At 65.0% G+C, this 11525-nt stretch carries 10 protein-coding genes; 3 read left to right on the top strand and 7 right to left on the bottom strand.

What is annotated here, in order from left to right; genetic code table 11:
• The 4 genes from AAGI46_11870 to AAGI46_11855 form a co-directional block, all read right to left on the bottom strand.
• Nucleotides 1-186: hypothetical protein (locus AAGI46_11870; protein ID MEM1012903.1), on the bottom strand; the 186-nt coding region annotated here is incomplete at its 3' end.
• A 172-nt stretch (nt 187-358) separates the two neighbouring features.
• Complete coding sequence (locus AAGI46_11865) at nt 359-682, bottom strand: type II toxin-antitoxin system RelE/ParE family toxin (protein ID MEM1012902.1); 324 nt, start codon at nt 680-682, stop codon at nt 359-361.
• On the bottom strand, nt 679-1014 hold the full coding sequence (locus AAGI46_11860) for a hypothetical protein (GenBank protein ID MEM1012901.1): 336 nt from the start codon (nt 1012-1014) through the stop codon (nt 679-681). Before AAGI46_11860 ends, AAGI46_11865 begins: the two co-directional genes overlap by 4 nt.
• A 9-nt stretch (nt 1015-1023) precedes the next feature.
• Entirely contained in the window at nt 1024-2400 is a 1377-nt protein-coding gene (locus AAGI46_11855) for an MATE family efflux transporter (GenBank protein MEM1012900.1), read from the bottom strand.
• A 23-nt stretch (nt 2401-2423) separates the two neighbouring features.
• On the opposite strand from AAGI46_11855, the gene AAGI46_11850 reads away from it, so the two are divergent.
• Nucleotides 2424-4181 (top strand): M20/M25/M40 family metallo-hydrolase, encoded by a 1758-nt coding sequence (locus AAGI46_11850; protein MEM1012899.1) that lies wholly within the window; start codon nt 2424-2426, stop codon nt 4179-4181.
• A 181-nt stretch (nt 4182-4362) separates the two neighbouring features.
• On the opposite strand, the gene AAGI46_11845 is transcribed toward AAGI46_11850, so the two are convergent.
• The 3 genes from AAGI46_11845 to AAGI46_11835 form a co-directional block, all read right to left on the bottom strand.
• Complete coding sequence (locus tag AAGI46_11845; GenBank protein MEM1012898.1) at nt 4363-5160, bottom strand: DUF4058 family protein; 798 nt, start codon at nt 5158-5160, stop codon at nt 4363-4365.
• A gap of 17 nt (nt 5161-5177) precedes the next feature.
• Entirely contained in the window at nt 5178-7112 is a 1935-nt protein-coding gene (locus tag AAGI46_11840; protein ID MEM1012897.1) for a transketolase C-terminal domain-containing protein, read from the bottom strand.
• 157 nt (nt 7113-7269) lie between these two features.
• Nucleotides 7270-7584 carry a helix-turn-helix transcriptional regulator gene (locus tag AAGI46_11835; GenBank protein ID MEM1012896.1) on the bottom strand — a complete coding sequence of 105 codons (315 nt, stop codon included), beginning with the start codon at nt 7582-7584 and terminating at the stop codon, nt 7270-7272.
• A 72-nt stretch (nt 7585-7656) separates the two neighbouring features.
• On the opposite strand from AAGI46_11835, the gene AAGI46_11830 reads away from it, so the two are divergent.
• Nucleotides 7657-8679 (top strand): NAD(P)-dependent alcohol dehydrogenase, encoded by a 1023-nt coding sequence (locus AAGI46_11830; GenBank protein ID MEM1012895.1) that lies wholly within the window; start codon nt 7657-7659, stop codon nt 8677-8679.
• Nucleotides 8680-8853: 174 nt separating this feature from the next.
• Nucleotides 8854-11418, top strand: coding sequence for an ATP-dependent Clp protease ATP-binding subunit (locus tag AAGI46_11825; protein MEM1012894.1), 2565 nt, complete (start codon nt 8854-8856; stop codon nt 11416-11418).
• Nucleotides 11419-11525 lie beyond the last annotated feature (107 nt).

The following is an 11525-nucleotide window of genomic DNA, read 5'->3' as shown; positions in this document are numbered from 1 at the left end:
GTCGCCGTTGGCGAAAGGCGGGCCGTCGTGCAGGTTGAAGACGGGGTCGCTCGCGTGGGCGTCGAGCACCTTGCCGTACAGGCCGTCGGCTTCCCAGTTGGCTAGCCGTTGCGGCTCGCGCTGGGTGAGCTGAGCTTTCATGGCGAAGTCGGTCTTGGGCAGGTTGAGCGTGTCCTTGTAGCTCATGGCGGTGGTCGTGGCGGTCAATCAAAAACCCCGAGGCGTCTCGGCCTCGGGGCGGGTTCGTCGGCGGGATGCTGAGGTGTCAGCGGGCAGACGACCCGCCCGTGGCGATCGGGCGAGCGAGTCCGATGATAATCCCAGTCTGCAGCAGCCTCACGCTGGCACGCTAGGCCGGCTACAGGTCCGGCACACGACGCAGGTCGCGGCTGCCGTGAAGGATGCGGGTGACGGTGACGGTGTTCTCGTCGAACCGGTAGAAGAGCAGGTAGTTCTTGAAGCCGGTGATGATGCGACGTCGCAGCGGGCCTTCGGGGCGATTGGAGAAGCCGATCAGCGGCGGGGTCTGCCTCGGATATTCGACGGCGTAGGCAGTCTCTGCTCGAACGCTGGTGAACCAGCGACGGACAAGGTCACGGTCGTACGTCTCGCCGTAGAGGTAGCTGCCGATCTCCCGCCGATCATCCCGTGCGGCTGGCGACGTGTACAGCCGCACCGTCATGCCGCTTCCGCCTCTTTCGCCTCGGACCGCTTGCGGCTGGCTCGCGACATGTACTCCTCGTGCTCGCGACGGTGCTTGTCCATGAGGTCCATCTGTTCCTCCATGTGCCGCTCCTCCTGTGCCCAGTACTCGTCCGTGACGGGAATAGCCGGCCCGCTGTCATCGCCCTCGGCGATCAGGTCGTTGAACCGCTTCTGGTCCTCGACGTAGACGCCGATCTCGCGATCCAGCAATGCCATCAACGCCTCCGCCGGCGACTTGCCGGACTTCTCGCCCATGCGGGCCAGCACCTGGATCATCTCGTCGGACACCTCGATCTCGAGCTTGGCCATGCCGTCAGTTTACACGACGTTGGCCGGCTCCGCGTCGAGCTGAATGCTTCGCCAGCCGCCTGCTTTGAAGCGGAGCCACATGAATAGCCCCAGCAACACGCCGTAAACCGACGCTGAGATCCACGGGCCGGCGATGCCCAGCTCCGGCACGCCGTAAGCCAACACGCCCGCGACACCGACGACGATCAACCAGCACAAACCCGCCGTCGCCACGGCCGGCCAGAACGTGTCGCCCGCACCGCGAAGCGCACCGACATAAATGATGTAGAGCGCGTCGAACAGCTGGTACGCCGCGGCGAACTTCATCAGCAGCGTCCCCATTCGCCTGACCTCCGGGTCGTCGGTGAACAGCCCGATCATCGCCCCACCGAAGAACAGAAAGCACAGGCCGCAGGTCAGCATGAACGCCGCCGCGAGCTTGAAGCCCAGCGCGGCGCGCTGGCACGCGACGTCCGGCTGTCCACGACCGATGTACCGGCCGACCAGCGCCGTCACGCCGGCACTCAGCCCGAAAACCGGCAGGAAGCTCATGCTCATGAACCGCATCAGGAACGTGTTCGCGGCCATGGCTTGCGTGCCGAACGGTGCCATGACCCACAGCGAGAACGCCGTCCACGCCGTCACATCGCCCAGCATCTGCCCGCCCGACGGCAGGCCGACCTTGATGAGCGTGCGGAGTCGCTTCCACCTGGGCCGCCAGTTGCACACGCCATAGGTCGAGCAGATCGATGGCAGCGAACAGCAGAAGACCAGCACCAGGAGTTCCACACCCGCGCCAACATTCGCCCCCCACGCCGCCCCAGCCACGCCCATCGCAGGGAAGCCGAAGTGCCCGTAGATCAGCACGTAGTTGGCCAGGACATTCACGCCTGCACCGACGAACGCAGCCAGCAACGTGAGATTCGCCCGATCGACCGCGAGCAAGAACTGCCCCGCCGCCGCTGCCACGAGACGCAGCGCGGTGAACGACAGAACGATCGCCAAATAGTCCGCCTCAGCCTTTGCAAGGTCGGACTCGTGCGGCAGCAGGTTGAAGATCTCGTCGGCGAGCAGGCAGACCGGCAAAAGCAGCACGCCGTAAGCCACGCCGAGCCAGACGCCAGCCCACAGGTGTTCGCCGCACGCCCGGTTGTCGCCCCGGCCGAATGCCTGGCTGACGAGCGTGTTGACGACCCACATCGTCCCGAAGCCGAGGCTGATCAGCGCAAAGCCGAAAAACGACGCATTCCCCGCAGCCGTCGCTTCCAGCTCGCCGAGTCGGCTGAGCATGTACGTGTCGGTGAACTGAATCACCGTGTAACTGGCCATCTGGGCGACCGTCGGCAGGGCCAGAACCAGCAGTTCGGCCAGAGGCGAGCGTGAAGTTGCCTGAAGCTGCTGCTCCACGGGCAGCCACCGTAGCGTGGGCCATGACTCGACGTATCGCCCTCTTCGCCGTTGCCTGCTCTGCCTCGCTTGCCTGCCACGCTTTTGCCGATCCGCTCGAAGAGCTCTCACTCGAGATCACCGAAGACGAGATCTTTGGCAGTGTCGCGTGGCTCGCTGACGACGAGCGGGAAGGCCGCGGTCTCGTCGATGACGCAGGTCTCGAAGCGTCGGCCGACTTCATCGCCGATCAGTTTGAACGCCTTGGCCTCGCATATCTGCCGGGCGAGGACGATTACAACCAGACGTTCGAGCTGCCGCTCTCGATGGGTTACGACTTCGCCCACCTATCGGTAAACGGCGACGATTACGTGCCGCTGTCCTTCAGCCAGCCCGGCAGCTTCACCGGGCCGCTCGCCTTCGTCGGCTATGGCGTGTCGGACGATGCATACGACGACTTTGCCGACGTCGACATCGACGGCCACGTCGCACTGATGCTGCGATACGAGCCGTTCGACGCCGAAGGCAACAGCCGGCTGTCTGACGGCGGCGGCTTCAGCGGCAACGCCGGCCTCAACGTCAAGGTGCGCGCCGCCGCCGAAGCCGGCGCGGTGGCCGTGTTGATCGTGAACCCGCCGATGCACTCTCGCGCCGAGGGCCTGCGCTCGTTCGGCGTCGGCAGGCCGACGGGTGAGATTCCGGCCTTCCACATCTCGCACGATGTCGCCGAGCAGCTTCTGGCCGATGCGGACATGCCGAGCCTCGGGTATCTGCAGGGCCAGATCGACGCGACCTTCACCCCGCAGACCAAGACGAGCGACGTGCTCCTCTCTGGCGGCTGGCGCGGCCGGGGCGGTGACGCCGTCGTCCGCAATATCGTCGGCATGATCGAAGGCGAAATCGCCGATGAGTTCGTCGTCGTCGGTGGGCACTACGACCACCTCGGCCGCGGCGAGTACGGCAGCCGCACCAACGGCGGCGGCATCCACAACGGCGCCGACGACAACGCCAGCGGCACCGCGGCCGTCATGGAAATCGCCGAGTACTTCGCACTCCGCGCCGAAGCCGGTGAGAAGCCCGCCCGCAGCATCGTCTTCGCGCTCTTCACCGCTGAGGAGATCGGGCTCGTCGGCGCACGCGAGATGGTCCGCATGGCCGGCGAGGACGAGCTGGACTTCGTCGCGATGGTCAACCTCGACATGGTCGGCATCGTCCGCGACGAAAAGCTCTTCGTCGGCGGAGCCGAGACGTCGCTGCCGCTGCCGGAGATCGCCGAGTCGGCTCTGAACGACGTCGGCCTTGAGATCGAACGCATGCAGGCCGGCGGACGCAGCGATCACGCCCCGTTCATCCAGGCCGGCATTCCGGCGATGTTCCTCTTCGGCGGCATCACCGACACGTACCACACGCCCGACGACGACATCGAGACCCTCAACTTCGAAGGCCTGACCCGCGTCGCGCAGGCGGCGGCGATCATGGTCGACCGCATCGCCGAGACGCCGAAGGAAGAGCTGGCGTTCGTCAGTCAGCAGCGACGTGTCCGACTCGGCGTCGCGCTCGGCGGCGAGCAGGAGCTGTCGATCCGCGGCATCGCCGACGACTCACCGGCCGCCGTCGCAGGCCTTCAGGAAGGCGACGTCATCACCGCCCTCGACGGCCGTGACACGCCGACCCTCGCGTCGCTCCGCATGGCCCTGTCCAACAAAGAGCCCGGCGACACCATCGACGTCACCGTCGACCGCGCCGGCGAATCGATCACCGTCGAAGCCGCATTCCCCGCGCCGACCACCCGGCCGGGCTGAGCCGCGGAAGTCGTTGGCTGAAACGCGAAGCGGCGAAGGAACGAAGAGTCGCGAAGCAGAGACGGACTAGAAAGCCGGAGGGCAACGGCGTCAGACCTCTGATCCTTTCCTCTTCTTTGCGGCCCTTCGCCTCTTTGCGTCTTCGCGTTGAAAGCCAGCCGGCCACGTAGCACAGGGCGTGCTACGCCGACGAAACGAGCAACATCGCCGACTCCGGCAGCTCGGGCCAGCACGGGTCGTCGTAACGGATGGTCCGGCCGTACCGACCGTTGCGGTAGGTTGCGTCGACAAGCGGTTGCAGTTCGAGCTCGGCCGGCTGGTCTTTCGGCCGCAGCGGAATCTTGACTGTCGGCAACGGCTCCGCCAGCGGCATCGGATGCAGCCACGGGGTCGGCGGCTCGTCGACACGTCCGGCCGCGAAGATGATCGCGCGGTACTCCGTGTCGCTCCTCTTGGGAAACTCGAAGCCTTCGTACAGGCGCCGCCACTTGCCCTCGCGGGTCAGGTCGATCTCGACGACATGCACACCCGCCTTGATCAGGCGGCGACGCTTGCGAAGGAAGTCGCGTCGACCGCGACCGATCTTGTTCGCCGGACTGACGAACTCGATGACGGTGACGAGCTTGCCGTCGAGGTCGACGATGCCGATGTGTCGGCGACGTTTGGGCAGACCGTCCGTCAGGAGCTTGAGTGGTGCGAGCGACGTCGGCGCCTCCAGAACCGCGACGCCGCCGCGTGTTTCCGACTGGGAGTCAACAACCTCGACGTCTGGAACGATAATCCCAGTCGTAGATGACGATTCGCCGTCAGCGTCATCATCGACCGCGATGTGTCGCTCCGTACGCGTCGCTAAATCGTCTGGAAGCTCTGCCGAAAGCGCATCGGCGGCGTAGGTGACGAGCCGCCCGTGCACGTCCGACCACGTCCGTTCGAGGAACGGGTCCATGCCGGGGAACGGACTTTTCGTGCGACCCGCCACGCCGATAGTTTACGACGTCAGCCTGCCAGTTGCTTGACCTTCTTGGCGATGCCCTCGGGGTCGAGGCCCTGGTAGCCCATCTGTTGCCAGAGGCCGCCGGGGCCTTCGCGGTAGGTGCCGATGTGGTTGTACGTCACGTGGGCACCGGCCCGGAGCAGGTACGTCCCGAAGCGGCTGCCGAGGCCGGTCTTGACGTTCCATTCTTCGGCGACGAGGCAGAAGCCGGTCTTGCCAATGCGGTCAAGCGTGGCCGGGTCGACGACGTTGAGCGTGCACTTGTTGATGAGGCCGACGTCGAGGCCGTCCTTGCGGAGCTGCTCGACGGCGCCGAGGGCGCGGTAGAGCGTGCTGCCGTACGAGACGACATAGCCGGCGGTGCCTTCGCGGATGACGTCGTCCTTGCCGACTTCAAAGGCGTAGCCGCCGGCGGGATCGAAGAACTCTTTACCGTCAGTGCCGAGAATGTTCGGGACAGCCGAGCGGTTGGAGTAGACGAAGCGGCAGCCCTCGTCGAAGAAGATCTTTTCCAGCATCGCCCGCATCTGGTGGCCGTCGGCTGGGAAGTAGAGGCGCGTCTTGTCGGTCGCGTCAACGTCCAGCTCGGCCTCGGGCAGGCCGTTGTCGGCGAAGAGGTTGTTGATGCCGAAGTGGCACGTCGAGTCGGCCATGTCGTCGACGCCGCTGTGGCTGAAGTGGCACAGCACGTTCGACTTGTTGAGCCGGGCCATCGTCAGCTCGCTCAGGATCATCTCCTGGAACGCGCTGAAGGTCGCGAAGATGCCCTGCTTGCCGTTGTGGTTCATGCCGAACCCGGCAGCGGCGGAGAAAGCGCCGCGTTCCATGACGCCGGTCTTGTGGTAGATCTCCGGGTATGCCTTGCGGATCGCGGCGATGCCGGTGGAGCCTTCGAGGTCGGGGTCGATGACCATGACCTTGGCCTTGCGCTCCTCGTCGCTCATCTTGCCGAGAATGTCGACGACGATGCTGCCGAACAGGCTGCGGTTCTTGCTCTGATTGTCGCTGGAGCCGGGATAGCTCGGCTGCTTGTCGCCCTTGGCGACGTTGTTCAGGTAGTCGATGCAAGCCTCGAAACCGCCCCGCTTTTCGAGATAGCTGACGGCGTGTTTGACCGGAATGACGTCGTGGGCATGCGGCTCGCCTTCGAGTTCCTCGCCCATGCCGACAGCCATGCGGCGGACGTTGATGAGCGCGGCCGGGCCGTCCTTCTGCATCGCCTTGTGGATGCGGAAGTGCAAGGCTTCGAGGTCTTCGGGATCGCCCGTGTCGATCGGCACACCATGGCCGGCGAGTGTTTGGCCGATGTCGAAGCCCTGAAGGTAGCTGCTGGGCTTGCCGGCGATGGTGACGTCGTTGGCGTCGACGAGGATCTTGATGTTGATCCCGAGCGACACCGCGATGCGGGCGGCCTCAGCGTCGTTGCCTTCCATTTGGCTGCCGTCGCTGCCGAAGACGACGACGGCCTGGTCCGGGTGGGCGAGCGCGACGCCGTTGGCGTACGGCCACATGTGGCCGAGGCGACCGGAGCTGAAGCCGATGCCGGGCGTGTGGCCGAGCTCCGGGTGGCCGGGCAGATGCTGGTTGTACTCGCGATAGTGGAAAAGCCGATCCGGCTCCATGTGGCCGTTGAGGACCGACATGAGGTACTGGATCGCGACGCGGTGGCCGGCCTCGTCGAAGTAGATCGGGACGATCGGCTTGGAGTCGTGCCGCATCATCGCGTCGACGATCATGACCTCTGGCACGATGTCGAACGCCCCGCCGGTGTGGCCGCCGAGCCCTTTGGCGGCGGCGATGGCGGTGAAAAAGACGAGCGTGTCACGGCAGAGCTGCGTGTTGTGCTTGATCGCTTCGTGCTGCTCGTCCGTCATGGACGACGCAGCCGGGTCAATGGCGATCTTCTTGTAGCTCGAAAGGTCGATGGGAAAGCTCATGGATTGGAAATGGGGGTTCGACGGCGATGGTCCCCGAACACGGTCCGGCGGGCAAGCCTCGAACAGAGCCGACTCAACGTCCCGCCCCACCAATCACAACGACTTGGCCGATGCGGCCGGAGCAGCGAGGCACACGTTCCAATCGGCCGCGTTCGGCTTACCGATCGACTGCCGCTGCCAGAACAGCGTCGAGCAGGCCGGGGAATCGCTCATCCATCTCCACGCGACGAACGCTGTTCAGCCGCGTGGTGCCTTTGGTCTCCTGCCAGATCAAGCCGGAATCCCTCAGAATCTTCCAATGGTGGCTGAGCGTGCTCCGCGGGATCGCTTCGAAGAAGGCGTTGCACGGCAACGGTCCCGGCGAGTCGTCCGCCGTCCGCACGATCTCCAGTCGTACCGGATCGCTCAGTGCGGCAAGGACGTCGACGAGCTCGACGTCGCGAATGTCAGGATGCGAAAGCGGCCGAGGCACGGGGAATCATACCTCGAATCCGGGTGGCAGTTTGCCGCCAGAACGATTGTTCGCATACAGTCGAACAATCCAATGAGCAACCACTCTGCCTACCGAATTGTCTCCGACGCCGGCGTCCCCGATGCGCTCGAACGCGTCGACGTCGCCACCCCCGAACCCCGACGCGGCGAGGTCGTCGTCGCGGTCAAAGCCTGCAGCCTCAACTTCAGAGACCTCATCGTCACCAAGGGCGGCTACCCGCGGAACGACACGAAAAACGTCGTGCCGCTCTCCGACGGCGCCGGTGAGGTCGTCGCAGTCGGCGAAGACGTCTCGAAGTGGAATGTGGGCGATCGCGTCGCAGCGAACTTCATGCGGGACTTCCTCGCCGGACCCGCAACCGAGACGGCCCTCCGGTCTGGCCTCGGCGGCGGCGTGGACGGCATGCTGCAGCAGCGCGTCGCCTTGCCTGCGGACTCACTGGTAAAGGTGCCGGATCACTTGAGCTACGAGGAAGCCGCGACTCTGCCGTGCGCGGCCGTCACCGCGTGGAACGCCCTTGAATCGGCTGGCACGCAGGCGGGCGACACGGTCCTGCTCCTCGGCACGGGCGGCGTGAGCATCTTCGGCCTCCAGTTCGCCAACGCTCTCGGAGCCACGACCATCATCACCAGCAGCAGCGACGAGAAGCTCGAGCTGGCGAAGAAGCTCGGTGCGGACCACGTCGTCAACTACGGCAAGAACCCCGAGTGGCAGGACGAGGTCCTCAAGCTGACCGACGGCCGCGGCGTCGACAACGTGCTCGAAGTCGGCGGTGCGGGCACGCTCGAACGGTCGCTCCAGTCCGTCCGCGTCGGCGGGACGGTGTCGCTGATCGGCCTGCTGACCAATCCCGACGAGCAGCCGAGCATCCTGCCCGCGCTGCTCAACGCCCAGACCATCCGCGGCATCTACGTCGGCAGCGTCCACCGCTTCGAGACGATGAACCGGGCCGTTGCGGGTCACCAGATCAAGCCGGTGATCGACCGAGTCTTCGATTTTGGTGAAGCCAAGGAGGCTTACACGTACTTCGCGTCGCAAAAGCACGTCGGAAAGGTCGTCATCCGCGTCAATTGACCGCGGATGGCCGCTCGGCACGCGAATCACGGTCCGTGGCTCCCCGGTTCGGGGAGCTACGACCGATCATGCGACTCGGTCGCGGCGTATGGTGAGACCGGACCGATCTAACTCGCAGCGGAGCGTCTCGTCGACGCGACCGCTTCGAAATGTTCCAGAAGGGCGAAACCCACCATGTTTGAGCGATTCACAGACCGCGCCCGCAAGGTCATGGCCCTGGCCAACCAGGAGGCGCAGCGCTTCAACCACGAATACATCGGCACCGAGCACATCCTGCTCGGGCTCGTCAAAGAAGGCAGTGGCGTCGGCGCCAACGTGCTGAAGAACCTCGACGTCGACCTCCGAAAGGTCCGCGTCGAGGTCGAAAAGCTCGTGAAGTCCGGCCCGGAGATGGTCACGATGGGCAAACTCCCGCAAACCCCGCGGGCCAAGAAGGTCATCGAGTACGCCATCGAGGAAGCCCGCAACCTCAACCACAACTACGTCGGCACCGAGCACCTTCTGCTCGGCCTGCTCCGTGAGCACGACGGCGTCGCGGCTCAGGTCCTCATGAACCTCGGCCTCAAGCTCGAAGAGGTCCGAGAAGAGGTCCTCAACCTCCTCGGCGCAGGCGTCGAGGGCGAGGACGAGGAAGAGACCGTCACCGCCGGTGGCGGCGGCTCCGAGGGTCGCAAGGGCAAGAAGGGCAAGAGCCAGACGCCCGCCCTCGATTCCTTCGGCCGCGACCTCACGGAACTGGCCAAGGAAAACCAACTCGACCCGGTCATCGGCCGGAGCGAGGAAATTGAGCGCGTCGTCCAGATTCTGTGCCGACGTCAGAAGAACAACCCCGTCCTCCTGGGCGAGGCGGGCGTGGGCAAGACCGCCATCGTCGAGGGCCTGGCCCAGATGATCGTGGCCAACAACGTGCCCGAGATCCTCTACGACCGACGGCTGATCGTGCTCGACCTCGCCATGATGGTCGCCGGCACGAAGTACCGCGGCCAGTTCGAAGAGCGGATCAAGGCCGTCATGAACGAGGTCCGCCGGGCCAAGAACATCATCCTGTTCATCGACGAGCTGCACACGCTCGTCGGTGCCGGCGGTGCCGAGGGCGCGATCGACGCCAGCAACGTGCTCAAGCCCGCCCTGTCGCGCGGCGAGATCCAGTGCGTCGGTGCGACGACCTTTGAAGAGTACCGCAAGTACATCGAGAAGGACGCCGCCCTGGCCCGGCGATTCCAGCCGATCCAGGTCGACCAGCCGAGCAAGGAAGACGCCGTCAAGATTCTGGCCGGGCTTCGCGAGAAGTACGAGGAGCACCACCGCGTCCGCATCACCGACGAGGCGCTCGAAGAGGCCGTCGAGATGTCCGACCGCTACATCAGCGGGCGGTCGTTGCCGGACAAGGCGATCGACGTGCTCGACGAGGCGGGTGCCCGCATCCGGCTCAAGACGATGACCAAGCCGCCGAATCTGGCGGAGCTGGAAGAGCAGATCGAGCGGCTGTCGATCTCCAAGGACGAGGCCGTCAAGAACGCCGAGTACGAGGAGGCCGCCAAGCTCCGAGACGAGGCCGAGCGTCTGCGTTCCAAGAAGGAAGAGCTGCAGCGTCAGTGGCGTGAGAAGGCCAAGGAAGTCGACGGCGTCGTCGACGAAGAGGTCATCGCCGAGGTCATCAGCAAGATGACGGGCGTGCCGCTGACCCGCCTGGAGAAGGAAGAGGCCCAGCGTCTTCTGGAGCTGGAGAACGAGCTGCACAAGCGGGTCGTCAGCCAGAACGAGGCAATCAACGCCATCGCCAAGACGATCCGCCGTGCTCGCTCCGGCCTGAAGGACCCGAACCGCCCGATGGGCTCGTTCCTGTTCCTCGGCCCGTCGGGCGTGGGCAAGACGCTGCTCTCCAAGGCCTTGGCCGAGTTCATGTTCGGCGACGAGGACGCGCTCATCTCGATCGACATGAGCGAGTACATGGAGAAGCACAACGTCAGCCGTCTGATCGGTGCGCCTCCCGGGTACGTCGGCTACGAGGAAGGCGGCCAGCTCACCGAGCGCATCCGCCGTCGGCCGTACAGCGTGCTCCTGCTCGACGAGGTCGAAAAGGGTCACCCCGACGTCTTCAACATGCTCCTGCAGATCATGGAAGAGGGCCGACTGACCGACTCGTTCGGCCGGCATGTCGACTTCCGAAACGTGGTCATGATCATGACCTCCAACATCGGGGCCGACCTGATCAAGGGCGGCGTCACGCCGTTCGGGCTTCAGGGCAAAGGCAAGGGCCCGGCCGACGAGCAGTCGTACGGCAAGATGAAGGACACGCTCATGAAGGAGATCGAGCGCTACTTCCGCCCCGAGTTCATCGGCCGACTCGACGACGTCATCGTCTTCCGTCCGCTCAACAAGGAGCACCTGACGGAAATCGTCGAGCTGGAGCTGGCCAAGGTCACCAAGCGTCTGGTCGACCGTGGCATCGAGCTCGAGCTGGCCGACGACGCCAAGGAGTTCCTCATCGACAAGGGCACCAGCGCCGACTTCGGCGCTCGTCCGCTGCGTCGAGCGATCGAGCAGTACATCGAGGATCCGCTGTCGGAGGACATCCTCCGCGGCCACTACGACGACAAGTCGAAGGTCGTGATCAGCCGGGCCAAGGACGACGAGGACAAGCCGTTGGACCACCTCTTTTTCGACGCCCAGAAGACCGAGGCCGACGAGGCCAAGGAAGAGGAGCAGGAAACCGTCGCCGCTGGCGACGCGACCTGAAGCGGTTCCAACTGACGCGACCCCGCGGCCGATGCCTCCCAAGGCTTCGGCCGCTTTGCTTTCAACGCCCTTCCGTCATCGCGAGCACAGTCGAGGGATCTCGCCTG

This window comes from Planctomycetota bacterium (assembly GCA_038746835.1).
In the GTDB taxonomy this organism is placed as follows: Bacteria; Planctomycetota; Phycisphaerae; order Tepidisphaerales; family Tepidisphaeraceae; genus JBCDKH01.
Note: the sequence above shows the minus strand (reverse complement) of the source record. Positions and strands in the feature narration are given on the sequence as shown.

Excerpts from the sequence above, each read along its gene's own strand:
- AAGI46_11865 (MEM1012902.1), bottom strand. The coding sequence starts at position 682 with ATGACGGTGCGGCTGTACACGTCGCCAGCCGCACGGGATGATCGGCGG.
- AAGI46_11860 (MEM1012901.1), bottom strand. The coding sequence starts at position 1,014 with ATGGCCAAGCTCGAGATCGAGGTGTCCGACGAGATGATCCAGGTGCTG.
- AAGI46_11850 (MEM1012899.1), top strand. The coding sequence starts at position 2,424 with ATGACTCGACGTATCGCCCTCTTCGCCGTTGCCTGCTCTGCCTCGCTT.
- AAGI46_11840 (MEM1012897.1), bottom strand. The coding sequence starts at position 7,112 with ATGAGCTTTCCCATCGACCTTTCGAGCTACAAGAAGATCGCCATTGAC.
- AAGI46_11830 (MEM1012895.1), top strand. The coding sequence starts at position 7,657 with ATGAGCAACCACTCTGCCTACCGAATTGTCTCCGACGCCGGCGTCCCC.
- AAGI46_11825 (MEM1012894.1), top strand. The coding sequence starts at position 8,854 with ATGTTTGAGCGATTCACAGACCGCGCCCGCAAGGTCATGGCCCTGGCC.